Here is a 24,771-nt window from a genome sequence, read left to right as displayed (position 1 = left end):
ATGGGATTGAACATTGTTCGTTCTGTGTCTAGAGTCTCATTCATGAACGAAGGCGCCCCCGTTGCGATACAAACAATTCATCCCCCCTCGCGTGTCGGGGACGCGCTCGCTGCCTCTGAATTAGCAACTGCTGCAGGCAAGTTGCTCCTCGAGCTCCGACTCGGCCTCGAAACTGCAGACGCGGATCCGGATGAGATCCGCCGGATGGGAGATCTGAGGAGCCACGAGTGGCTCGTCCGTGCGCTCGAGGCCAAGTTTCCCGAGGACGCAGTGCTCTCCGAAGAAGGCGCAGACGATCTTGCCCGTCTCGGCTCGGACCGTATATGGATCGTCGACCCGCTCGACGGGACCCGGGAGTACGGCGAGTCCGGACGTACCGACTGGGCCGTGCACGTCGCCCTCGTCGAGAGCGGACTGCTGACGGCCGGAGCGGTCGCGATGCCCGCACTCGGGGTGACCTACTCGACGGGCGACACACCCTCAATCTCCTCGCCGCAACCGCGAACCCCTCGCGTGGTGGTGTCCCGCACCCGCAAACCCGAACCCGTCCTGGCCCTCGCGTCCGCGCTCGGCGGTGAACTCGTGGAGATGGGGTCGGCCGGCGCGAAAGCGATGGCCGTGGTGCGGGGTGAGGTCGACATCTACGCCCACACCGGCGGCCAGTACGAGTGGGATTCCGCCGCCCCCGTGGCGGTTGCACGCGCCGCCGGGCTGCACGTGTCACGAATCGACGGCTCCGAACCCCGCTACAACCAGGAAAACCCCTGGATGCCCGACATGTTGATCTGCCGCCCCGAACTGGCCGGCGAAGTATTGGAGGTGCTCGGACGATGAACAGTCCCACCATCAGTAAAACCCTGACACACCTGGAACGTCTCGAGGCGGAGAGCATCCACATCATGCGGGAAGCAGTCGCCGGGAGCGAGAACCCCGTGATGCTGTACTCGGTCGGCAAGGACAGTGCCGTGATGTTGCATCTGGCCCGCAAGGCGTTCTACCCGTCCCGCCTGCCCTTCCCGCTGCTTCACGTCGACACCACGTGGAAGTTCCGCGACATGTACACGCTGCGTGACGAGACTGCCGCCGCAAGAGATCTCGACCTGATCGTGTACAAGAACCCGGAATGTGTCGAGAAGGGCATCAACCCGTTCACTCATGGTTCGGCGACCCACACCGACATGTGGAAGACCGAAGGCCTCAAGCAGGCGCTCGACCTGTACAAGTTCGACGCCGCATTCGGCGGCGCGCGCCGCGACGAGGAGAAGTCCCGTGCCAAGGAGCGCGTCTTCTCCATCCGCTCCGCCGAGCACCGCTGGGATCCGAAACAGCAGCGGCCCGAGCTGTGGCGGATGTACAACGTCCGCAAATCGCCCGGTGAGTCCCTGCGGGTGTTCCCCCTGTCGAACTGGACCGAACTCGATGTGTGGGAATACATCCGGCAGGAGAACATCCCGATCGTCCCGCTCTATTTCGCGGCGAAGCGGCCCGTCGTCGAACGCGACGGCGCACTGATCATGGTCGACGACGACCGGATGCCGCTGCTGCCCGGCGAGGTCCCCGAGCTCAAGAGTGTGCGCTTCCGCACCCTCGGGTGCTACCCGCTCACCGGCGCCGTCGAATCCACGGCCGAGACGTTGACCGACATCATCCAGGAAATGTTGCTCACCACCACCTCCGAGCGTCAGGGTCGCGTGATCGACCACGACTCCAGTGCCTCGATGGAGAAGAAGAAGCAGGAAGGGTACTTCTGATGACTCAGCCTTCGGAACTGATCGCCGACGACATCGAGCAGTACCTTGCACGGCACGCGAGCAAGTCGATGCTCCGATTCATCACGTGCGGCAGCGTCGACGACGGCAAGTCCACCCTGATCGGCCGCCTGCTCTACGAGTCGAAACTGGTCTTCGAGGATCAGCTTTCCGCGCTCGAAGCCGATTCACGCAAGGTCGGCACCCAGGGTGAGGGCCTCGACTTCGCGCTTCTCGTCGACGGTTTGGCTGCCGAACGCGAACAGGGCATCACCATTGACGTCGCGTACCGCTACTTCTCGACCGAGCAGCGCAAGTTCGTCGTCGCGGACACTCCGGGTCACGAGCAGTACACCCGCAACATGGTCACCGGTGCGTCCACCGCCGACCTCGCGGTGATCCTCATCGACGCCCGCAAGGGTGTGCTCACCCAGACCCGCCGGCATTCGTACCTCGTCTCGCTTCTCGGTATCCGCCACGTGGTGATCGCCGTGAACAAACTCGACCTGGTCGACTACTCGCAGGGCGTGTTCGACGACATCGTCAGCGAATACACGAGTTTCGCGAACGAGATCGGTCTCAGAGGCGTCGTCGCGATCCCCATGTCGGCGTACGTCGGTGACAATCTCACCGAACGCAGCTCCAACACACCCTGGTATCACGGGCCGACGCTGATCGAGCACCTCGAGAACGTCGAGATCGACGACGACCTGCGCAATGGCCCGTTCCGCATGCCGGTGCAGTGGGTCAACCGCCCGAACCTCGACTTCCGTGGCTTCTCCGGCCAGATCGTCGGCGGAGCCGTGCGTCCGGGCGACCGGCTGCGAGTTCTCCCCAGCGGCAAGGAGTCCACCGTCGCGCGGATCGTCACCATGGACGGTGACCTCGACGAGGCCATCGCCGGTCAGTCGGTCACCATTACTCTCGCCGACGAGATCGACGTCAGCCGCGGCGATGTGCTTGCCGGAGCGGAGGTACTGCCCGGTGTCGCCGACCAGTTCGAGGCGCACGTGGTGTGGATGGGCGAACACGAAATGCTGCCCGAGCGTCCCTATCTGTGTCAGATCGGGACGATGACGGTGCAGGCACGCATCACCAAACCCAAGCACAAGGTCAACGTCAATACTCTCGAGAAGACTGCGACCAACACGCTTGCGCTCAATGAGATCGGCGTGTGCAACATCAGCTTCGACCGGCCGGTGCCGTTCGATGCCTACGCTGCGAATCGCGATACCGGCGGGTTCATTCTGATCGACCGGCTCACCAACACCACGGTCGGCGCCGGTATGATCGCGCACTCGCTGCGACGTTCCGACAACATCCACTGGCAGGCCGTGGACGTCGACGGTGATGCCCGCAGGGCGCTCAACGGCCACGGATCGCAAGTACTGTGGTTCACCGGCCTGTCCGGATCAGGCAAGTCGACCATCGCCAACGATCTCGAGCGCAAGTTGTATGCAATGGGCTGCCATACCTATCTCCTCGACGGAGACAACATCCGGCACGGACTCGGCCGCGACCTCGGATTCACCGAGGCCGACCGAGTGGAGAACATCCGACGCGTTACCGAGGTGGCCCGGCTGATGGCGGATGCCGGCCTGATCGTCCTGGCGTCGTTCATCTCTCCGTTCCGTGCTGACCGCGACGCGGCACGCGAAGTGATCGGCCCGGACCAGTTCTGCGAGGTGTTTGTCGACACCCCGATCGAGGTCGCCGAACAGCGAGACCCCAAGGGCCTCTACAAGAAGGCGCGCCGCGGCGATCTGACGAACTTCACCGGAGTCGACTCCCCGTACGAGCCGCCGGAAAATCCCGAACTGCGAATCCGCACGACCACGACCACGCCCGAGGAAGCAAGCGGGCTGGTAGTCGAATTCCTGCGCGACCGCGGCATCATCGCCTGACCACTTTCGTCGAGTAAGTCGTTCATCACCAGAAGGAGGGCCCTGTGCCCAGTCGTGACGAAATCTGCTCCGTCATCGAATCGTATGTGAAGCATCTGAGCAATCATGAGGTGGATCAACTCGTGTCGCTCTTCGCGGCCGATGCCGTCCAGCACGAGCCGCTGGGCATGAATACCTACCGGGGGATCGAGGAAATCCGGGAGTTCGACACCGAGTGCGCGAAGGTGGAGTTCTCGGTGACGCGATACTCGCCCATCACGGTCTTCGGCCGGTACGCCGCCACACAGTTGAGGATCCAGCGCGAGGGGATGCGCGAGTTCCTCGCCACCGACCTGTTCGAGTTCGACGACGAGTGCCGGATCGTCTCGCTCAGCGTCGTGATCGATATCGAAGCCCACGCGGATCAGGCCGGATCGCGGTGACGAGAGCCGCGATCCGGCCTGCTCAGACGACCCCCCGACTGCTCGATAACAAGATCGTGGTGGTCTCGGGCGTGGGGCCGGGGCTGGGCCGGTCCGTTGCGATCCGTGCCGCAGAGGCAGGCGCACGGGTCGTGCTGGCAGCGCGTACTGCCTCGCGGCTCGACGCTGTCGCGGAGGAGATTCGGGCAGGCGGCGGCACCGCTTTGTGTGTGCCCACCGACCTCACCGACGGGGAGTCGGTGCAGTCTCTCGCGTCGAGCGCGCTCGAAGAGTTCGGCCGGATCGATGCGGTGGTTCACAACGCGTTCGTCGTGCCCGCGCATGGCGGGCTGCTCGACGCCGCGCTCGACGACATCCGGCAGGGCGTGGACATCAACGTGCTGGCCTCGCTCGCTCTCACGAAGGCGCTGGCCCCGGCGCTCGTGGAGTCGCAGGGTTCGGTCGTGATGATCAATTCGATGGTGATCCGGAACCGATTGCCGAACTTCGGTGCCTATCGGGTGATGAAATCGGGTCTCCTGGCGATCGCCAGGAGCCTGTCGGTCGAGCTCGGACCGAAGGGCGTCCGGGTGAATTCGGTGGCTCCGGGGTACATCTGGGCCGATTCGGTGAAGCGGATGTTCGAACGGCAGGCGGAGCAGCGTGGTGTCGATCCGGACGTGATCTACGCCGAGGTCGCGGCAGGCACCGATCTGCGCCGGCTGCCCGAGCCCGACGACATCGCGAACGCGGTCGTGTTCCTCGCCTCCGATTTCGCGCGGGCGATCACCGGGCAGTGCCTGGATGTCGACTGCGGTCACACCCACCACTGAGACATTCTCGCAAGGACATTCTCGCAAGGAGTATGGATGACACACGATTACGACGGCATCGGTTCCATCGAGGACCTGCACCAGGCCGCGCGTGAGGCTGCCGGATACAGCGACTTCGGCAGCGACGACTACCTCGAAGGGCTGCAGGTTCTCCTCGATTCCTTCGAACGCGAGGCCGATCTCACCTCACAGGGGCGGATGATCGCCCGCAAGATGATCGTCAGTGCACTCTCGGGTCGCCTGACCAGCGAAGCCGGATTCTCCCGCTACCCCGCACACGTCGACGTCGCGGTCGAGCGACCTGTCTTCGTGTGCGGCCTGACGCGGACGGGGAGCACTGCGCTGCACCGGCTGCTCAGCGCGGACCCGGCGCATCAGGGCGTCGAGATGTGGCTTGCTGAATCACCACAGCCTCGCCCCGCTCGCGAGACATGGTCGGAGAACGCGGATTTCCTCCGGTCGGATGCCTTCTACCGGGCCCGCCAGGAGAATGAGGCGGATCTCATGAAGGTGCATTTCATGGGAGCGGAAGAAGTCGAGGAATGCTGGCGGCTGCTACAGCAGACGATGCTCTCGATTTCCTTCGAGTGCGTGTCGTACATACCGTCCTACTCGACGTGGTTGGCCGAGCAGGACTGGACTGAGACCTACGCGAGGCACAAGAAGAATCTGCAGCTGATCGGGATGAACGACCCGGGGCGTCGGTGGGTGCTCAAGAGCCCCAGCCATGTGTTCGCGATCGACGCGATCATGCGCGCCTACCCGGACGCATTGATCGTGCGCACATTCCGCGATTCACACACGTCTATGGCGTCCACCTTCAGCCTCGCCGAGCAGGGCAAGCACGACATGTCGGATGCGTTCGACCGCGAGACCATCGGGCGTACTCAACTCGAGTTGTGGGCGCGGGGTAACCGGGAGTTCAACGAGGCTCGCGCCCGCTACGACGCGGAACAGTTCATCGATGTCGACTACCGGGATTTCGTCGCAGACCCGACCGGCACGGTCGAGAAGATCTACGCGCAGTTTGCGATGCCGTTCACGGACGCCACACGTGCTGCGGTGGAGGCGTCGCATCAGGGCAGCCTCGCCGAGCATCGTCGCCCGTCGCACGTCTACTCGCTCGAAGACTTCGGGATCACGGCCTCCGACGTCGATCGGGCATTCGCCGCCACCGCCTGAAGCGGACCTCGGAACACCGACCGAAGAACAGGACCATCATATGAACGCGACCTGGGAGAAGTTCTGCGCCGATCTTCTCGAGACCGGCAACATCCTGCAGGACGAGATCGTCCCGCAGGACTCGACGACCCAAGCCGAAGGTGTCCGCTACCTGAGCCGGCTGCTGCGCTACGCCACCATCAACTGCGTCGAATACACCGATCCACGGTGGCCACAGTTCACCTCGGCGCCGAACCCGAACATGATGACGAAGATCGGTGCCGACAACCCCGACAACCTGTACATGCGCGCGAACATTTCCGGTAGGTACACCTACCGGATCACGGGCACGCGGGGGACCGTGCCGCTCGTGACGTTCGGGTCGCGGGTCAACCGGTACCACATCGACGGCACCATGCTGCAGACCGGCGACCTGCACGGCCACGATCTCGACGTCGACGAACACGGGCGGTTCACGTTCATCGCGAGCGTCGACGCACCCGCAGAAGGGTCGTGGCTGCCGCTCGCCGCGGACAGTAACCTCATCTCGGTTCGGCAGACGTACCGGGACCGGCGCAGCGAGGTTCCCGCCGAGCTGTCCATCGAATGCCTGAACCCCGACGGTGAATTCGTCCCGTTGAGCTCGGAAGAGATGTCCGGCCGCCTCGGAAAGGCCATCGGCATGGTCCGCGGCACCGCGAACACTTTCCTGGAATGGTCGCGCGAGTTCCAGGGGCAGCCCAACGAGATCTTCGACCGCGGACAGGAAACGTTCCAGAACGCCGGTGGTGATCCCACGATCTTCTACCTGCACGGCTACTGGAAACTCGCCGCCGACGAAGCCTGGGTGATCGAGACCGAGGTGCCGAACTGCGAGTACTTCAACTTCGTGCTGCAGAACTTCTGGGTCGAGTCGCTCGACTACAACCGGACCAACATCTACATCAACAACCACACGGCGAAGCTGAACGACGACGGCACGTTGACGATCGTCGTCGCCGCGAAGGATCCCGGATTCGGCAATTGGATCGATACCGATTCGCACACCGAGGGCACGTGGGCGATGCGCTGGATCAAGGCCGATTCGCATCCGATCCCGGCGTCGCGGGTCGTGAAGTTGTGAGCTCAGTGCCCATGAAGAGATCAGGGCCCATGAAATGGGCACTGCCCGCCGCGATGATCGATGCGGGAGACCTGCCCGCCTTCGCTCGGGTGGCCGACGAATGCGGCTACGACGCGATTGCATTGCCCGACTCCGTCTTCTACCCCGAGACGGTGTCGGCCGACTATCCGTATTCGGCGGACGGCAAGCGGATGTGGGCTCCCGAGACGCCGATGCCCGATCCGTTCATCGCGATGACCGCGATGGCGGCCGTCACCGCGCGCGTGCGGTTCTACACCAATGTGCTGAAGCTGCCGCTGCGCGATCCACTGCTCACCGCGAAGCAGGTGGCGACAATGGCGGTGATGTCGCAGAACCGCATCGCGGTCGGCGTCGGACTGTCGTGGATTCCCGAGGAATTCGAGTTCACCGGTACCGAGATGCGCACTCGCGGTGCGCGCACCGACGAAGCCATCGCGATCGTCAAGGCGGTGTGTTCCGGCGAGGGGCCGCAATGGGTCGAATTCCACGGTAAGCATTACGATTTCGATCGTCTGATGATCAGTCCGGCGCCTGACCGGCCCGTCCCGATCTACGGCGGCGGTCACAGCGAAGCGGGTCTGCGGCGCGCGGCGCGGCTCGGAGACGGCTGGATCTCGGTCAATACGGATACCGAAGCGCTGGCATCGGCGATCACACGACTGACGGAGCTCCGTTCCGAATTCGGCCGTGCCGATGTGCCGTTCGAGATCGATGTGTCGCCGACAGACGTCTCCGATGTCGAGGGATACCGACGCCTGGCCGATATCGGGGTCACTCGCGTGCGGGTGGCGCCCTGGCGGATGTACGGCGTGGATCCGTCGGATCCGCAAGCCAGGCTCGACGCGATCCGACGGTTCGCCGACGACGTGATCGGTGTTCAGTAGGCGCCGACGCGGGCGATGAACGCGTCCAGATTGGACCGGACGCGCTCGATCCGGCCGTCGAGTGGGGAGTCGTCGCGGTACAGACGGCCCCCACTCGGCGTCTTCTTGCGGCGTGCGTAGAGCGAGCAGCCGAGGTCGGCACACATGTAGATGCCGACCGTATTGCCCCGGCGTCCGGCGTCGCCGGTCTTGCTCGCCGCCATGAGGTGCACTCCGCCGTTGGGGTGCGTGGTCTGGCAGATCGAGCACATCTGCGCGGGGCGGCGGCCACCGGACTCGTGTCGCAGTGCGACCCCGACGATGCGGTCGCCCTGCTCGGCCACCACGTAGCAGCGGCCGGGATACGACGGGTCGGTCCAGCCGAGGAAATCGAGGTCGTCCCAGGGCAGACCGTCCAGGTCGGCGGGGACGGACAGGCGCTTCGCGTCACCTTTCGAGCAATTGATGAACGACGACCTGATGTCGCGTTCGCTGACCGGCAGCATGGATGCGCCTTCCTTCTCGACTGCGTTCGACGTTCGCCGACGCTACGGACCTTCGTTCGCTGAGGCAACAGAATTTCCGTCGCGGGACTCCCGGTCGTGACCGTCGGCGTCGTGACCGTCGGCGAGTTTGCGGAGCAGGCGGGCGAGCTCTGCGCGTTCGGCGGCGTCGAGCCGGGTGAACACTTCGGCCGCGTCGGCGTCGCGTGCGGCGTCGAGCTCGGTCAGTAGGCGTCGCCCGTCAGAAGTGAGTTGTACGCACACCGCGCGCCGGTCGGCCGGGTCGGGTAGTCGCTCGGTCAGACCGCGGGACTCGAGCCGGTCGACGACTTCCGTGACCGACCGCGGCACGATGCGCAGCGACTTCGCGACGACCCCCAACCGGGCCGGTTCGTCTGCGTTGCCGATCACCCGCAGCGCCCGGTGTTCGTGCGGGGACAGCTCCCAGGGCCGGATTCTCTCGTGCCACCGTTTTCGCAGCGTACGGGTGGTGGCCATGAGAAGGTCGCGGAGTGTGGCGGGGGAGTCCGACATGACGTTCACCATACCTCAGTTGACTGTTACCTCTTAATGAGGCAACCTCACTAAGTACGAACGAATCATGAATCGAGGTGGTGCGCACATGATGCAGCCCCCACCCGGCCAGGGCGGCGGCAGAGGCCGCGGATCCAAGGTCGACCCCAAAGACATCGAACAGCTGAAGGAATCACCCGTCAGCCTGCGGCGCATCGGCGCCCTGTTCGCCCCCTACCGCTGGCAGATCACCGTCGTCGTTGCGCTCATCGTCGCGTCGTCGGTCATCTCGCTCGCGAACCCCTTCCTCGTCCGCGCCGTCATCGACGACGCGATCCCGCACCAGAACGTGAGCCTGCTGCTGTGGGTGGTGGGCGGCATGCTCGCCGTCACCGTCGTCAGCTCCCTGCTCGGCGTCGCTCAGACGTGGATTTCCACGACCGTCGGGCAGCGGATCATGCACGATCTGCGAACTCGCGTGTTCTCGCACCTGCAACGGCAGTCGTTGAGCTTCTTCACCCGGACTCGCGGTGGTGAGATCCAGTCGCGGCTGACCAACGACATCGGTGGAATGCAGTCGGTGGTGACCTCCACGGCGACGTCCATCGCCTCCAACGTCACCACCGTGGTCGGTACCGCCGTCGCGATGACGATCCTCAGCTGGCGACTGGCGCTACTGTCGCTGATCGTGCTGCCGCCTGCCATCTGGCTCACGCGCCGTGTCGCGATGATGCGACGCGTGATCACCGCTCGCCAGCAGCGCCGCATGGCCGATATGCAAACGCAGATCGAAGAGGGGCTGTCCGTCAGCGGAGTGCTGCTCGTCAAGACTCTCGGCACCGGGCCCGCACTGTCCGGTAAGTTCGCGCAGACCTCCGACGAGCTCGCCGATCTCGAACTGCACGCGCAGCTGTCCGGACGCTGGCGCATGGCCACCATGAACATCGTCTTCTCCGCGATCCCCGCGGTGCTCTATCTCGTCGCCGGCCTGCCCGCTACCTCCGGCGGCATGACGATCGGTACCCTCGTCGCCTTCACCGGCCTGCAGGCGACCCTGTTCCGGCCGCTGATGAGCCTGCTCGACGTCGGAATCACCGTCACCAGTTCGCTCGCGCTGTTCAGCCGGATCTTCGAATACCTGGACCTCACCGTCGAGATCGACGACCCGGAGAGACCGGTCCACGTCGACCGCGAACGGGTCGCGGGTGCAGTGCGATTCGAGAACGTCGACTTCCGGTACGACGGCGCGCACCGCCTCGCACTCGACGACGTCACCCTCGACGTGCCTGCCGGTGCTCAGATTGCCCTCGTCGGCGAGACCGGTTCGGGCAAAACCACACTCGGCGGTCTCGTCGCGCGGTTGTACGATCCGACATCGGGGCGCGTCACGATCGATGGTGTAGACCTGCGCGACATGTCGCTCGCCGATGTCGCCGCGCTCGTCGGTGTGGTCTCGCAGGAGACCTACCTTCTCCACGCGACGGTGCGTGAGAATCTGCGCTACGCGAAGGCCGACGCGACCGACGTGGAAATCGAGGACGCCGCCCGCGCCGCGCGTATCCACGACCTGATCGTGTCGCTGCCCGAGGGTTACGACACCGTCGTCGGAGCACGGGGCCACCGCTTCTCCGGTGGTGAGAAGCAGCGGCTCGCCATTGCGCGGACGTTGCTGCGCGACCCGCGGATCCTGGTGCTCGACGAGGCCACCAGCGCATTGGACAACGAAACCGAACGCCTGGTGCAGCAGGCGATCGACACGGCGCGACACGGCCGTACGACGATCACCATCGCGCACCGCCTCTCGACGGTCCGCGACGCCGATGAGATCGTCGTACTCGATCAGGGCAGAATCGCCGAACGAGGTAGCCACGACACGCTTGTCGCGCTCGGCGGCCGGTACGCGGCACTCGCTGCCCGAGTCGAACAACCCGTCGCCGTGTGAGATGAATCCTCACGGGTACTTCAGCGGCGGATCATGCTCTCAGTGTGGCACCGCCGTCGACGTACAGGGTCTGCATGGTGATGTGCCGTGCACGCGGTGAGAGCAGGAACTCGATCGAGTCGGCGATATCGACGGGGTCTGCGATGCGTCCCAACGGAATCCCGACCTTGAACTGCGCGAGGTCGCCCGCGATCGCGCCGAGGGCTCCATCGTTGTCGTCGGGGTCGGCCCACAGCGTCCGCTGCATCGCGGTGTCGGTGGAACCGGGCGCGACGATGTTGGCGCGGATCCCGTACTGCGCGAGTTCGAGGCCGAGAATCCGCACGAGCATCGTCGCGGCTGCCTTCGACGATCCGTAGGCTCCCATACCCATGCGGGGCACACCCGCAGAGTTCGAGCCGACCACCACGATCGACCCGGATCTGCGGTCGCGCATCGCACGTCCGACAGCCCGCAGTACCGAGACGAGTCCGGTGACGTTGATGTCGTGGATGCGTTGCCATTCGTCCGGATCGCAGTCGAGGATCGAGGCGACGGAGAACACACCGGCGACGTGGGCGAGGCCGTCGATCGGGCCGTGGGTGCGTTCGATGTCGGCGATCACGGTGTCCACGGCCTCGCGGTCACGGATGTCGAGTCGGTACGAGGGAGCAGGGTCGTTCAGCATTGCTGCCGTCTCGTGCACTCCGTCGAGATCACGATCGGCGAGGACGACGCGATGTCCTGAGGATGCGAGTGTCAGGGCTGTTGCCCGTCCGATGCCCTGGGCTGCGCCGACGACGAGGGTGACCGGCGCGCTCATCGCCGAACTCCGAAGGCATCGAGTACGGTCCCGAACTTGACTGTGGTCTCGGCCAATTCGTCGGTCGGATCGGACGCGGCGACGATACCTCCGCCCGCGTGGGCGGTCAGTGTCGTTCCGTCGGGTTCGAGGACCGCGCAACGGATGGTGACCATCCATTCGCCGTCGCCGTTGCCGTCGCACCAGCCGAGCGCGCCCGCATAGAAGCCGCGGTCTCCTTCGAGTTCGTGAATCAGATCGCGGGCGGACTCGGTGGGGGTACCGCAGATCGCGGGTGTGGGATGGACGGCAAGTGCCAGGTCGAGGGCGGTCACCGACGGGTCGCGAAGTCTGCCCGACACCGGCGTGCCCAGATGCCATAGCTGCCGAGTGCTGGTGAGGGAAGGGTGATTCGGAATGTCCAGTTCCGAGCACAGCGGCTCGAGCGATGCCCGCAGGGAATCGATCACGTGGGCGTGTTCACGCAAGTTCTTGGCCGATGCGCGAAGTTCCTCGGCGGTGGCGCGGTCGAGCTCGGGGTCCGAATTTCGGGGCGCAGAACCGGCGAGCGGGTGCGCGGTGACGAGGTCGCCACGGCGGCGGATGAGCACCTCGGGGCTTGCCCCTACCAGGCGACGTCCGGACCACTGTGCGCCGGCCGCGCTGAGATCGACGGAGAAGCCGTTTCCCACGGTGTCGTGGGAAACCAGAGCGGCGAGAAGTGCTCCGGGATCGATGCGGCTCTCGGCCTCGAGGACGAGAGCGCGGGCGAGAACGACTTTCTCCAGCGCGTTGTCCTCGGCGCGGAGCAGGCCCAACGCTGTGGACACCCGGTCGACGTGCTCGTCCTCGGGCGGTATGACTCCGGATACCCGGATCATCGGCAGCGCAGGGGTTTCTGTCACGTACGCGGTGGCGGTGTGGTCGAGGACCTCCGGCGCGGTGAGTGCTGCCGGGTGGTCGGGGGCGAAGGGCAGTGCTCCGACCACGGCGCGAACCCGTCCGGTGCGCAGTGCGGAGGCGGCGTCGGCGGCGGAGTCGAAGCGGTCGTGAACACCGTGGGCGAGCACGGTGCCGTGAGGACGGGACAGCACGAACGGAGGTGGTGTGGCCCGTCCGGCCCGGTCGGTTGCGGTGGCGACGGCGACCGGTACTCGCATGCTCACGCCTTTCGGTTGCGGCTCATCGGCCGCGGCGGCTGCGCACGACCGATGACGAAGATATACGGTTAGCCTTACCTTTGCTAGCGTTTCGAATCATGTCGCGGGACAAGGCGAGTCGGGTCGTCGAAATTTCGGTCGAAATCGGATGAACGGGGCGCTTGGCTGGGCAACCCTTTACGGTTAGCCTAACCAATCGTGACCGGGACAATGCACCCCGGCGAAGGATATGTGGGAGACATACGATGCGGGTTCTGGAACGGAGCCGGGCGCGCAGCGCCGCAGTGCTCGGCGCGGCGGTCTTGTTGACCGTCGGGCTGGTGGGATGCTCGAGCGACGGCGACAGTGTCGATGGGGCTGCCGCGGATGCCGACACGGCGGCTTCCGCGGAGACTCGGACGTTCGAGGCGCAGAATGGTTCCATCGAGATCCCGGCCGACCCGCAGCGCATCGTCGCCTGCGGCTACGCGGTGCTCCCTCTGATTCAGGCGGGCGCCGAGCTCGCTGCAGTGTGCGAGTGGACCCGCGAGACCGAGAACATGGACGAGGAAACTCTCGCTGCATACGAAGAGCTGCCGAAGGTCGCTCCCGACATGTCGGTCGCCGACCTCAATTACGAGGCCATCACCATGGCCGAGCCCGACCTCATCATCATGGGCGTTCCCGCGATGGTTCAGGAGCAGCTCGACATGGCCACGCTGGAAGCGCTTGCGCCGGTGGTGTTCCTCGGCCCCAGCATTCCGGGTGAATGGCGTCAACTCGGCGAGCAGTTCGCCGATGCTGCGAACGTGAGTGACTCGTACGGCGAGTTCAAGGACGAGTACGACGCGCGCGCTGCGGAACTCGCCGATAAGTACGCCGGTACCCTCGGCGACCTGAGGTTTGCGGGTGTGTGCAGCGAGTGTGGCACGAACCCCGGTGAGTACATGCGCGAGTACAAGTCGTCCTACACCTCGAACCTGTTCGACGACTTGGGCTTCGACTTCCCCGGTGAGTCGTCCGACCCCGCGATCACCCACGGTGAGTACCTCTCGTTCGAGCAGTTGCCGGAGAATCTCGGCGACGCCGACGTGATCGTCTACGGCGTCGAAGCGGATGGCTCCGTCACTCCGGCGCTGCAGGAACTGTTCGACTCACCGCTGTGGAAGGAACTGCCCGCCGTGAAGGCCGGTAACCTCGTCGCCGTCGAGCACGCCAATGCGGCAACCTATCAAACCGCTCTCCTCGCACTCGATTCCATCGATGCGGCACTCGAAAAGCTGCCGGCCGACCAGTCGCAGCAGTAGTACCTCGTTGCGGGCGCGAGCCCGCCGCAGGTATGCCCGAACGGATGTTCGCGTATCACGGACGCAGAGCGTTCTTGGTGGTGCGTGCCCACGTCTCGATCGCCGAGTAGCTGTCGCCGACACCCTGTGTGTAGGCCACGAGAGCCCCGTACAGGTGTGCTCCCTCGGCGGCCAGTTCGATCGTGCTGACCCAGTGGGATGCGCGCGCCATCACGGCCGCGGAGATGTCGAGGCGATCACGCGTCTCCCTGGAGACCACGGTGAACGAATCGTCTGCGATCTGGAACGTCTCCTTGACGCCGCGCCAGTAGTACTCCGCGTCCATTGCCGCACGCAGTGATTCGTAGTCGGTCGTGTCCTGCATAGCCGTGGCATTCCGCAGTTCGTTCGACGCCTGGCCGGACGAGCCGAGGGGGATGTACGTGATGTCGTCGGTGGATCTGTTGTCGCCGCGTCTGGTCCTCACTGGAGAGATGGTGCCCCATCATGCGGCAGAACGAAACAAGCGGTTCCGTTACGATCACGACACGGTCGCGGAGTTGTCTCGATGGGGGTGGGCGCGCCTGTTGCCGCGGGTCGTGTTCGTCCTGATTCGTCATGTCCCCGGCACGCCAGGGAAACCTGATCCGATTCAGCGGGGTGGGGTTTCAGCTGTGTCGGCGTTCCGGGCCCGGCCGGTGCGGTATCAGTGCGACGCAGGCCGAGAGTACGAGCGCACACACCAGAACGGCCGTGAACACGGGGGCGACGGACGACGCAAGCTGACCGGCATCCGGCGTCGCCCCGTCGGCCACACCGGAGCGAGACAGCGCGGCGTTCGCGAGAGCACCGAACACCGCAACGCCCACAGCGCTGCCGACCGAACGGGCGAATGCGTTCGCTCCGGTCACGACGCCACGCTCCGACCATTCCACGCTGGACTGGGCGGCGATGAGCGACGGACTGGCGATCAGGCCCATGCCCAGCCCGATGACGACACAGCACCCCGCGACCTGCCACGGCGTCGAATCCGGTCCGGTCTGTGTCAGGAGGGCCGTGCCGGTCAGGAGGGGGACCGCCCCGATGAGGCCGGTGGTGCGGAACCCGAGGCGCAGGTACAAGCGTCCCGATTGGGAGGCTGCTATCGGCCAGCCGAGTGTCATCGCTGCCAAGGTGAACCCGGCGACCAGGGCGGTCGTGCCCAGCGAGCCCTGCACGAACGACGGCACGTACGACGTCAGGCCCAACACCACAGCACCGACCAGGCACGAGACCGCGCTGGTGGTGATCAGGACCCTGAGGGTCAGCACCCAGACCGGCAGGATCGGTTCGGCTACGCGGGTCTCGATCCACACGAACAGGACGAGCAGCACCACACCGGCCGAGAAGATCGCAATGCTCGCCGTCGACGTCCACGCCCACGCCTGGCCGCCCTCGAGTAACCCCAGGATCACCAATGCTGCCCCCACTGCGAGCGTGGCGGCGCCCGCCCAGTCGATGGGGCGTCGCGGGCCGCGGGGCTTCGACTCGTGGAAACTGCGCACGAGTACCCACGCCGCAATTGCGCAGAGGAGCACGTTCACCGGGACCTCGCCTGGATGCCCCGTCGTTCACGGCAGGCAGGAATGGCGTTCGACATGTCGGACCCTTCTGTTGTCATGAGGAGATGAGGACCGCGTACAAGGTCCGGGCCTACCCGGACCCCGAACAGTCGGCGCTGCTGCGCCGCACGTTCGGCTGCGTGCGCGTCGTGTGGAACAAGACCCTCGCCGACCGGCAACGCCGGTACACCACCGAACAGAAATCGACCTCGTACAAGGACACCGACGCCACACTGTCCGAGTGGAAGAAAACCGAGGAGCTTGCGTTCCTCGGAGAGGTGTCCTCGGTGCCGCTTCAGCAGACGCTGCGCCACCAGCACACCGCGTTCCAATCGTTCTTCAAGGGCACCGCCAAGTACCCACGGTTCAAGAACCGGCATTCTCGCCAGTCCGCGCACTACACACGCTCCGCGTTCCGCATCAGAACGGACGGGCTGTGGCTGGCGAAGACCACCGCGCCGCTGAAGGTGGCGTGGTCCTGGCCGGACATCGACCTTGCCACGCTCGACCCGACAATGGTGATCGTCTCCCGCGAGGCGGACGGGCGGTGGTTCGTGACGTTCGCCGTCGACACGTCCGATCCCGCTCCGCTTCCGGATACTGGCGAGTCGGTCGGTGTGGACCTCGGGATCAAGGACTTCGCGGTCCTCTCGACCGGGGAGAAGATCGGGAACCCGAAGCACATGGCCCGGCACGAACGCGGCCTGCGCCGCCACCAGAGGCGCCTGGCGCGGATGCAGAAGGGCTCGAACAACCGCGCCAAGCAACGCCGGAAGGTGGCCCGCAAGCACTCCCGTGTCCTCGACGCTCGACGCGACTTCCTCCACAAGACCAGCACGGATCTCGTGGCGCGGTTCGACACCATCGCCGTCGAAGATCTCGCCCCGCGCAATATGGTCCGCAACCGCAGCCTGGCGAAGTCGATCAGCGAATGCGGGTGGGGAGAGTTCCGATCCATGCTCGAGTACAAGGCCGAGCGGGCCGGTCGCCGGTTCGTGGTGATCGACCGCTGGTATCCGAGCTCGAAGACGTGCAGCGCGTGCGGGCGTCTGCTCGCCGTGCTGTCCCTCGGGACACGCCACTGGACGTGCCCCGACTGCGGTACCCGGCACGACCGGGACGTCAATGCCGCGAAGAACATCCTCGTCGCCGCCGGGCTGGCGGAGATACCAAACGCCTGTGGAGGCGATGTCAGACGGCACGGGTCTTCCCGTCCGCACTCGCCGGTGAAACAGGAACTTTCGGATGTGAGTCCGAGAGTCCCCGTCTTTCAGGGCGGGGAGTAGTCAACCAGAAGATCCACCGCCACGACAGGAAATCCGAGAACACACCACCGACCGTGGGTCCCACGATCGACGACATGCCCCACACACTGGCCAGGTAGCCCTGCGCCTTCGCGCGTTCCGCCACCGTGTAGATGTCGCCCGCGATGGTCTGCGCCATCGGCAGTACCGCGCCCGCCCCGATCCCTTGGAGGGCGCGGAAGGCGATGAGTGCCGGCATGCTCCACGCCAGCGCACACAGCACCGAACCTGCCGCGAACATGCCGATGCCGAACAGCAGGACCGGCGTGCGTCCGAATATGTCGGACAGCTTCCCGTACACGGGGACGAGAACGGCCTGCGTGAGCAGATAGCTCGAGAACAACCAGGGGAACTGGGTGAATCCGCCGAGGTCACCGACGATCGTGGGTATCGCGGTTGCCAGGATCGTGCTTTCGAGCGCCACCAGCGCGGTCGCGAGCATCAGGGCGATCAGGACCGGCCCTCGCTCCGACCGGAAGCCGACGTCCACGCGGTCCGGCACGGCCTTGCCACCTCTCGTTGGTTCTGCCGCGTCGTCGTCCTGGGGAGCGATCTTCGTGGCCACTTTCGGCAATTGTGGTCGATGGGATATCCGCCACGGCGTGCGGTGTGCGTCGGTGTCGACCACTAAGGTGTTCTCGTGCGTCCTTCACTCGAGTCCTACTCACACCTCGCAGGCGGCAAGGTCCGCGACCTCTACATCGTCGACGACGAGCATCTGCTGCTCGTGGCCAGCGATCGGATCTCGGCCTACGACCACGTTCTGGACACTCTGATTCCCGACAAGGGGCGTGTCCTCACGGCGATGAGTGTGTTCTTCTTCAACCTTCTCGACGCCAACAACCACCTTGCCGGCGAGCCCGACGACGAGCGGATTCCCGCCGAGGTCCTCGGACGCGCGCTGATCGTCAAGCGCCTCGAGATGGTGCCGGTGGAGTGCGTGGCCCGCGGCTACCTCACCGGGTCCGGTCTCGCCGACTACCAGGCCACCGGCTCGGTGTGCGGCGTGCAACTGCCGGAGGGGCTGGTGGAGGCATCCCGGCTTCCCGAGCCGATCTTCACGCCCGCGCGGAAGGCAGACCTCGGCGATCACGACGAGAACATCAGCTTCGAGCAGGTCGCGGAGAAGATCGGGCTGAACCTCGCGATGCAGCTGCGCCAGGACACCCTCGACATCTACGACCGAGCTTCGATCTACGCGTACGAGCGCGGCATCATGCTCGCAGATACCAAGCTCGAGTTCGGTCTCGACAAGGCCGGCAATCTCGTGCTGGCCGACGAGGTGCTCACCCCTGATTCGTCCCGGTACTGGGATCTGGCCGAATACGAAGTAGGCAAGGCGCAGCCGAGCTTCGACAAGCAGATCGTCCGCAACTGGCTGACCAGCGCCGAATCCGGCTGGGATCGTGCGTCCGACACTCCGCCGCCCGCGCTGCCGCAGCACATCGTCGACAAGACCCGTGCGCGCTACATCGAAGCCTACGAACGAATTTCAGGACTGTCCTTCGACGATTGGATCGGCTGACCACGATGACCTCCCCGACCCCGCCCGTTGCCACGAAGGTTCCGCAAGAGCGCATCCATCACGGTCATACGTTCGTCGACGACTACGAGTGGCTGCGCGACAAGGACAACCCGGAGGTGATCGCGTACCTCGAAGCCGAGAACGCGTACACCGAGGCGCAGACCGCGCATCTGGCACCGGTGCGTGAGTCGATCTTCGAGGAGATCAAGTCGCGGACTCAGGAGACCGACATGTCGGTCCCCGCGCGCATGGGCGAGTGGTGGTACTACGCTCGCACGGTCGAGGGCAAGCAGTACGGAATCCAGTGCCGCTGCCCGATCACCGACCGAGACGACTGGACTCCGCCGGAGGTCACGGCGGGCACCGAACTGCCCGGCGAGCAGGTACTGCTCGACGGCAACGTCGAGTCCGAGGGGCACGACTTCTTCTCCGTCGGCGCCTTCTCGCTCAGTCACGACGGCACGCTGCTCGCGTACTCGACCGACGTGGTGGGCGACGAGCGCTACACGCTGAAGTTCAAGGATCTCACTACCGGTGAACTCCTCGCCGACGAGATCCCCGGCACCGCACCCGGTGCCACGTGGGCGCTCGACCACAGTCACGTCTTCTATCAGACGGTCGACGAGTCCTGGCGCCCCGACACCGTGTGGCGGCACCGGCTCGGCACCGCCGTGGACGACGACGTGAAGGTCTTCCACGAGCCCGATGAGCGGTACTGGGTGTCGATCGGTGCCACGCGTAGCGAGAAGTACCTGATGATCTGGGTGGGATCGAAGATCACCACTGAGGGCTGGGTTCTCGAATCCGACGATCCCACAGGTGAGTTCCGCGTCCTGTTGCCACGGCGCGAAGGTGTCGAATACGGCGCTGAGCACGCCGTCGTCGGAGGCCGAGACCGGTTCCTGGTGTTGCACAACGATGTCGACCCGGACACTGGAGAGAAAGCGGAGAACTTCGTCCTCGCGGAAGCTCCCGTCGACGATCTGTCGGCGCTGCGCACCCTGATCGAACACCGCAAGGACGTCCGGCTCGAAGATGTCGAGGCGTTCGAAGGCCACCTCGTGCTGAGCTACCGACGCGAGGCGCTCACCCGCATCGCGGTGTGGCCGCTCACCTCGGACGGATACGGCGAACTCCACGAACTCGAATTCGACGAAGAACTGTTCGCCGTCGGACCGGGCGGAAACCCCGAGTGGAAGCAGCCCGTGCTGCGACTCGGATTCACCTCGTTCATCACCCCGACCCGCGTCTACGAGTACGTCGTGGGCACCGGCGAGCTGCTGCTGCGCAAGTCGCAGCCTGTGCTCGGCGACTTCGATCCGTCGCACTACGAACAGCGACGTGAGTGGGCGACGGCCGACGACGGCACGAAGATCCCGATCTCCATCGTCGCAAAGAAGGGCACTTCTGGAAACGCTCCGACCCTGCTGTACGGGTACGGCTCGTACGAGGCCAGCATCGACCCCGGTTTCTCGGTCGCGCGACTGTCGCTGCTCGACCGCGGCATGGTCTTCGCGGTCGCGCATGTGCGCGGTGGTGGCGAGATGGGCCGGCACTGGTACGAGCACGGTAAGTCGCTCACGAAGAAGAACACGTTCACCGATTTCGTCGCGTGCGCGCGGCACCTCGTCGACACGGGTGTCACGAGCCCCGATCGGCTCGTCGCCGACGGTGGCAGTGCGGGCGGATTGCTGATGGGCGCGGTCGCGAACATCGCACCCGAGCTTTTCGAGGGCATCCTCGCGAATGTGCCCTTCGTCGATCCGCTGACCTCGATCCTTGATCCGTCGCTGCCGCTGACGGTGATCGAATGGGACGAGTGGGGCAATCCTCTCGCGAATCCTGAGGTGTACGAGTACATGCGCTCGTACAGCCCCTACGAGAACGTCGAGGCGAAGGATTACCCGGCGATCCTCGCGATCACGAGTATCAACGACACCCGCGTGCTGTACGTCGAACCCGCCAAATGGGTCGCGAAGCTGCGCGCGACGAAGACGGGCGATTCGCCGTTGCTGCTCAAGACCGAGATGAGCGCGGGCCACGGCGGTGTGTCGGGCCGGTACGAGAAGTGGCGCGAGGTGGCATTCGAGTTCGCGTGGGTGCTCGACATTTCCGGCGCCCTTCGCTCGTGATGGGGTTCCCGCGGCAGACCTGCGGGTGAAGCGGCCCCGGTAGGTCGCCGACGAGGTGCGCGATGCCCTCCGGATGTACGCCCGTCAGGGCACAATCCGGAGGGCATCCTCCGTTTCCGGGCGACCGACACGCCACGCTCAGGGCTAGGCCTGTACTGATCGACCCGAGGTAGGTTAGGCTCCCATTACTGATACCGGGTGAGGGGCGGATTGTGTCTACGAGGCGTGTCCAGGTTCTGTACGAGAGTTCTGGTTCATGTTGTACCAGAGATGGATTCGTGCACCTTGACGCGCGTGGATCTGCACTCCACCCGCGACGAGCCCACTTCCGCGCGCGAACGAACGCCGGGGACGGGTCATCCGCAGTGCTCGGCACCGTGCCGACCCACTGACGTACCGACCACTCGGAGCTGCCGCGACATCGGTGGCTCCGTCATGGGCCAGGAGAGCCGAGTACATGCAACTGCCAGTTTTCTTCGAAGCGCCTGCGACACCGCTGCGCACCAAACACATAGACGTCACGGAATCCACGACTCCGCGGGAGCTGACGCTGCGGACGATGTTCGCGGCGAAGAAGTACACGGTCCCGGGCGGTCTGCTGCTGATCGTCCATCAACTGTGTGCGGCACTCGTTCCGGTCATCATGGGCGTGGCCATCGACCGGGCGATCAGCACGAACGACTCGGGTCAACTGGTGCTGTGGGTCGTGGTGCTCGCCGTCGATTTCGCCCTCGTATCGTTCACCTTCCGGTTCGGATCCCGCGTCGGATTCCTCGGCATGCAGTCGATTCAGCATCAGGTGCGGACGCGGATCACCGACCGGATCCTCGATGCGCGGGGACTGGGTGGTCCGTCGCGGCAACCCGGAATGTTGCTGAGCATCGCGACGTCCGACGCACGTCAACTTGCCATGTCGGTCGCGATCGTCGTGTACCCATTGGGTGAATTCGCCGCGGTGGTCTTCTCGGCGATCATCCTGCTCTTCATCTCGTGGCCGCTCGGACTGGCGATCCTGGTGGCGGCGCCGCTGATGCTGTGGGTGATGGACCGCGCCGGTTCGCCGTTGCGCAAACGAAGCATGCAGGAACAGCAGGTGGCGGGAGAGGCTGCAGGTACTGCTGCGGATCTCGTGGGAGGCTTCAGGATCGTCAAAGGACTCGGCGCGGAACACGAGGCGGGACGCCGATACCTGGCTGCCAGCGAACGCGCGCTGCAGGGCACGCTCAAGGCGAACGTCGCCCGCGCAGGCTACCTCGGGTCGATGGAGATCGTCTCCGGGCTGTTCATCGCCGGAGTCGCGATCGCTGCCGGATTGATGGCGGTCGGCGGCGAGCTGACCATCGGCCAACTCATCACCGTTGTGGCAGTGACCCAGTTCGTCATGGGTCCCCTCCAAGCGTTCGCGGCAAACTTCGGTGCCATCTGGGCGCAGGCGCTGGCCTCGGCGGAACGCGTCCTCACGGTGCTGCAGGCACCGTATTCGAACGAAGACGCCGCTGACCCGCATGCTCCGCACGGCTTCGAACTGCGATTCGACGGTGTTGCGTGCGGTACCGCGACCGATATCGACCGCCTCGTCCCCGAAGGGGATTTCGTCGCTGTCGATGCAGACGCGGCCACCACCTCTGCATTCGCCGACGTGCTTGCCGGACTGGTGAAGCCGAACGTCGGAACGATCACCGTCGGCGGTGTGGATGTCCGCTCTCTGCCCCACGAGGTGCGTACACGAACCCTGCTCGTCGCCCCGCACGAGAGCGACCTGTTCGAGGGAACGATCGAGGAGAACATCGCGGCAACCGCCGACGTCACCGACGAGGCCGTGACTCGTGCGGTCTTCGCAGCAGCCTGCGACGATGTGCTGGCGACGCTTCCCGACGGGCTCGCCACCGACGTCGGAGAGGCCGGCCGACTGTTGTCGGGCGGGCAGCGGCAGCGCGTCTCGCTGGCACGGGCCCTCGCCGCGGACCCTGACATCCTGGTCTTGCTCGACCCGACGACGGCCGTCGATTCGGTGACGGAAGCGACCGTCGCCGGTCGCATCGCGGCTTCCCGGGCCGGAAAGACCACCATCGTGTTCACCTCGTCGCCGGCGCTGTTGGCGGCAGCGTCGACTGTGTGGCGAATCGACGCCGCCACCGGCGAGATGAGCAGCGATATCGATTCGACGCTGATGGAGCCTTCACGATGACCACCCAGTCGATTTCCGAGTCACCAAGACTTCCGATCGCCGACGCACGATCCGTGTGGCACGAGGTCCGCCGCACGATGCACGGACAGGGCACCCGCCTGATCACGGTCGTGGCGACGATGGTCGTCGGGGCTGCGCTGGGGCTCGTTGCTCCGTGGGCGCTCGGTCGGATGGTCGACACCGTCATCGACGGGAACGGCACGGGCCGGATCTGGCTACTCGGCGCGGCCATGATCGGTGCTGCGCTGGCCTTCGCCGGATTTACCGCACTGGGAGTCATCTTGTCTTCCAGGCTCTTCGAGATGATTCTGGCGCGGCTGCGCGAGCGGATGTTCACGACGAGTCTGTCGCTGCCACTGGAACGGGTGGAGGCGGCGGGTAGCGGCGATCTCGTCTCGCGCGCTACGGACGACGTCGAGGAGGTGTCCCGAGCCATCAGCACGGTGGTGCCTGCGCTGTCGACGTCGTTGTTCACGGTGGTGCTCACCGCCGTGGGACTGACCGCTCTCGACTGGCGATTCCTCGCGGTGCTCGTGGTGGCCCTGCCGATCTACGTGTTCGCGGTCCGCTGGTATCTGCGCAAGGCGCCGGCAATCTACGCGGCCGAGCGGGTGGCTATGGGGCTTCGAGCACAACAGGTTCTGGGCGGCGTACACGGACTTCGCACGGTGCACGCGTACGACCTGTCGCCGCGACTGGCGGATCGCATCGGATCGCACTCGTGGGAGGTGGTGCGCTGGTCGATGCGCGCACGCATCGTGCAGAACCGCTTCTACGGACGGCTCAACTCCGGGCAGTTCGTCGTCATGGCCGGCCTGCTCGTCGCCGGATACCTCCTGGTGGGAGCCGATGCACTCACCGTGGGTGCGACGACGACGGCAATGTTGCTCTTCCTCAGGCTGTTCGCGCCGATCGACGACCTCCTCCTGGTCATCGACGAGTTGCAATCGGCGCTCGCATCGCTCGCACGGATCGTCGGTGTGATCGAGGTACGTACGGCGGAGGAGACCGAAGGAGACGAAGGGGAGAGCGCATCGCGGCTGCCGTCGCGAGGCGCGCTCGCGGTGAGGAACGTGACCTTCGGTTACACGCCCGGGCGGGACGTCATCCGCGGCATCGACCTCGATGTCGCACCCGGCGAAACGGTCGCAGTCGTGGGATCCTCGGGCGCGGGTAAGTCGACGCTGGCGGCACTGCTCGCCGGTGTCCGGACCCCCGATTCGGGGGCGATCCGGTTCGGTGGCGTCGACATCGGAGATGTACCGGAAACCGCGCGCGCCCAGCGGATCACCTTGGTCACACAAGAGGTGCACGTCTTCGCCGGATCATTGCGTGACGATCTCGCCCTCGCGAACCCGACAGCCGATGACGCCACCATGGAGGCAGCGTTGCGGACCGTCCTCGCCGGCGACTGGTTCGATCTGCTTCCCGACGGACTCGACACCGTCGTCGGGGACGCCGGCCATCAGCTCACGCCCATGCAGGCCCAGCAACTCGCTTTGGCGCGACTGGTACTTGCGGATCCGCCGATGGTGATTCTCGACGAGGCCACTGCGGATGCCGGCAGCGCCGGCGCCTCGCTACTCGAGCGTGCCGCTCGCGCGGCGCTCGACGGACGCAGCGCCCTCGTCGTCGCACACCGCTTGGGGCAGACCCGAGATGCGGACCGAATTCTGTTGATGGAGAACGGGACGGTGGCAGAAGAGGGCACGCACGAGCAGTTGATCGCGCGTGACGGCCGCTACTGCGAACTGTGGGATGCATGGAGCATGCATCGGCAGTGACCGTGCGCGCGGCAAAGGA

The 24,771-nt window shown here is 65.4% G+C and carries 20 protein-coding genes and 2 pseudogenes; 15 read left to right on the top strand and 7 right to left on the bottom strand.

Going from position 1 to position 24,771, the window contains the following annotated elements:
* The first annotated feature begins 42 nt into the window (after nt 1-42).
* The 8 genes from ACZ46K_RS28990 to ACZ46K_RS28955 are packed head-to-tail and all read left to right on the top strand — an operon-like array spanning nt 43 to nt 8,075.
* Entirely contained in the window at nt 43-834 is a 792-nt protein-coding gene (locus ACZ46K_RS28990; protein WP_464746149.1) for a 3'(2'),5'-bisphosphate nucleotidase CysQ, read from the top strand.
* On the top strand, nt 831-1,751 hold the full coding sequence (cysD, locus tag ACZ46K_RS28985) for a sulfate adenylyltransferase subunit CysD (RefSeq protein ID WP_054806222.1): 921 nt from the start codon (nt 831-833) through the stop codon (nt 1,749-1,751). Before ACZ46K_RS28990 ends, cysD begins: the two co-directional genes overlap by 4 nt.
* Nucleotides 1,751-3,652, top strand: coding sequence for a sulfate adenylyltransferase subunit CysN (cysN, locus tag ACZ46K_RS28980; protein WP_054810103.1), 1,902 nt, complete (start codon nt 1,751-1,753; stop codon nt 3,650-3,652). Before cysD ends, cysN begins: the two co-directional genes overlap by 1 nt.
* Before the next feature lie 44 nt (nt 3,653-3,696).
* Nucleotides 3,697-4,074 carry a nuclear transport factor 2 family protein gene (locus tag ACZ46K_RS28975; RefSeq protein ID WP_054714012.1) on the top strand — a complete coding sequence of 126 codons (378 nt, stop codon included), beginning with the start codon at nt 3,697-3,699 and terminating at the stop codon, nt 4,072-4,074.
* Nucleotides 4,071-4,886, top strand: coding sequence for an SDR family oxidoreductase (locus ACZ46K_RS28970; protein ID WP_241997447.1), 816 nt, complete (start codon nt 4,071-4,073; stop codon nt 4,884-4,886). The genes ACZ46K_RS28975 and ACZ46K_RS28970 overlap by 4 nt, the downstream gene beginning before the upstream one ends.
* 36 nt (nt 4,887-4,922) lie before the next feature.
* Entirely contained in the window at nt 4,923-6,068 is a 1,146-nt protein-coding gene (locus ACZ46K_RS28965; RefSeq protein ID WP_464746147.1) for a sulfotransferase family protein, read from the top strand.
* Nucleotides 6,069-6,108: 40 nt separating this feature from the next.
* A complete protein-coding gene (locus tag ACZ46K_RS28960; RefSeq protein WP_132475332.1) occupies nt 6,109-7,170 on the top strand; it encodes a DUF1214 domain-containing protein in 1,062 nt (353 codons plus the stop codon).
* Nucleotides 7,171-7,199: 29 nt separating this feature from the next.
* Entirely contained in the window at nt 7,200-8,075 is an 876-nt protein-coding gene (locus tag ACZ46K_RS28955; RefSeq protein ID WP_464746145.1) for a TIGR03619 family F420-dependent LLM class oxidoreductase, read from the top strand.
* Here the strand turns inward: ACZ46K_RS28955 and ACZ46K_RS28950 are convergent.
* Both ACZ46K_RS28950 and ACZ46K_RS28945 read right to left on the bottom strand, forming a co-directional pair.
* Nucleotides 8,069-8,560 (bottom strand): FBP domain-containing protein, encoded by a 492-nt coding sequence (locus tag ACZ46K_RS28950; protein ID WP_054714018.1) that lies wholly within the window; start codon nt 8,558-8,560, stop codon nt 8,069-8,071. The genes ACZ46K_RS28955 and ACZ46K_RS28950 overlap by 7 nt on opposite strands.
* Nucleotides 8,561-8,602: 42 nt before the next feature.
* Nucleotides 8,603-9,103: a MarR family winged helix-turn-helix transcriptional regulator gene (locus ACZ46K_RS28945; protein WP_132475341.1), complete on the bottom strand. Its 501-nt coding sequence runs from the start codon at nt 9,101-9,103 to the stop codon at nt 8,603-8,605.
* Nucleotides 9,104-9,179: 76 nt separating this feature from the next.
* On the opposite strand from ACZ46K_RS28945, the gene ACZ46K_RS28940 reads away from it, so the two are divergent.
* The gene (locus ACZ46K_RS28940) at nt 9,180-11,012 is read left to right on the top strand and encodes an ABC transporter ATP-binding protein (RefSeq protein ID WP_464746142.1); all 1,833 of its coding nucleotides are present in this window, start codon (nt 9,180-9,182) and stop codon (nt 11,010-11,012) included.
* A 31-nt stretch (nt 11,013-11,043) separates the two neighbouring features.
* Here ACZ46K_RS28940 and ACZ46K_RS28935 read toward each other — a convergent pair whose 3' ends face one another.
* Entirely contained in the window at nt 11,044-11,814 is a 771-nt protein-coding gene (locus ACZ46K_RS28935) for an SDR family oxidoreductase (protein WP_464746140.1), read from the bottom strand.
* Nucleotides 11,811-12,953: an isochorismate synthase gene (locus ACZ46K_RS28930; RefSeq protein ID WP_464746138.1), complete on the bottom strand. Its 1,143-nt coding sequence runs from the start codon at nt 12,951-12,953 to the stop codon at nt 11,811-11,813. The genes ACZ46K_RS28935 and ACZ46K_RS28930 overlap by 4 nt, the downstream gene beginning before the upstream one ends.
* 245 nt (nt 12,954-13,198) lie before the next feature.
* Between ACZ46K_RS28930 and ACZ46K_RS28925 the strand changes: the two genes are divergently transcribed.
* Nucleotides 13,199-14,239 carry an ABC transporter substrate-binding protein gene (locus ACZ46K_RS28925; RefSeq protein ID WP_054807135.1) on the top strand — a complete coding sequence of 347 codons (1,041 nt, stop codon included), beginning with the start codon at nt 13,199-13,201 and terminating at the stop codon, nt 14,237-14,239.
* A 55-nt stretch (nt 14,240-14,294) separates the two neighbouring features.
* Here ACZ46K_RS28925 and ACZ46K_RS28920 read toward each other — a convergent pair whose 3' ends face one another.
* A complete protein-coding gene (locus ACZ46K_RS28920) occupies nt 14,295-14,705 on the bottom strand; it encodes a hypothetical protein (RefSeq protein ID WP_054807136.1) in 411 nt (136 codons plus the stop codon).
* 181 nt (nt 14,706-14,886) lie between these two features.
* Nucleotides 14,887-15,801: pseudogene (locus ACZ46K_RS28915) on the bottom strand (MFS transporter); the annotation flags it as partial.
* An 83-nt stretch (nt 15,802-15,884) separates the two neighbouring features.
* Between ACZ46K_RS28915 and ACZ46K_RS28910 the strand changes: the two are divergent.
* On the top strand, nt 15,885-17,105 hold the full coding sequence (locus tag ACZ46K_RS28910) for an RNA-guided endonuclease InsQ/TnpB family protein (RefSeq protein ID WP_464746136.1): 1,221 nt from the start codon (nt 15,885-15,887) through the stop codon (nt 17,103-17,105).
* Here the strand turns inward: ACZ46K_RS28910 and ACZ46K_RS28905 are convergent.
* Nucleotides 17,098-17,625, bottom strand: a pseudogene (locus ACZ46K_RS28905) (MFS transporter); the annotation flags it as partial. The gene ACZ46K_RS28910 and the pseudogene ACZ46K_RS28905 overlap by 8 nt on opposite strands.
* A gap of 138 nt (nt 17,626-17,763) precedes the next feature.
* Here ACZ46K_RS28905 and ACZ46K_RS28900 point away from each other — a divergent pair.
* From ACZ46K_RS28900 to ACZ46K_RS28885, 4 genes are all read left to right on the top strand, one after another.
* Nucleotides 17,764-18,648, top strand: a complete 885-nt coding sequence (locus ACZ46K_RS28900) for a phosphoribosylaminoimidazolesuccinocarboxamide synthase (RefSeq protein WP_054806745.1) — start codon at nt 17,764-17,766, stop codon at nt 18,646-18,648.
* Between the two features lie 5 nt (nt 18,649-18,653).
* Complete coding sequence (locus ACZ46K_RS28895) at nt 18,654-20,780, top strand: S9 family peptidase (RefSeq protein ID WP_464746134.1); 2,127 nt, start codon at nt 18,654-18,656, stop codon at nt 20,778-20,780.
* Nucleotides 20,781-21,237: 457 nt separating this feature from the next.
* Entirely contained in the window at nt 21,238-22,968 is a 1,731-nt protein-coding gene (locus ACZ46K_RS28890; protein ID WP_464746132.1) for an ABC transporter ATP-binding protein, read from the top strand.
* Nucleotides 22,965-24,752, top strand: a complete 1,788-nt coding sequence (locus ACZ46K_RS28885) for an ABC transporter ATP-binding protein (RefSeq protein ID WP_464746130.1) — start codon at nt 22,965-22,967, stop codon at nt 24,750-24,752. Before ACZ46K_RS28890 ends, ACZ46K_RS28885 begins: the two co-directional genes overlap by 4 nt.
* Nucleotides 24,753-24,771 lie beyond the last annotated feature (19 nt).

This window comes from Rhodococcus sp. JCM 9793 (genome assembly GCF_055380405.1).
This window is presented reverse-complemented; position numbering and strand designations above follow the sequence as displayed.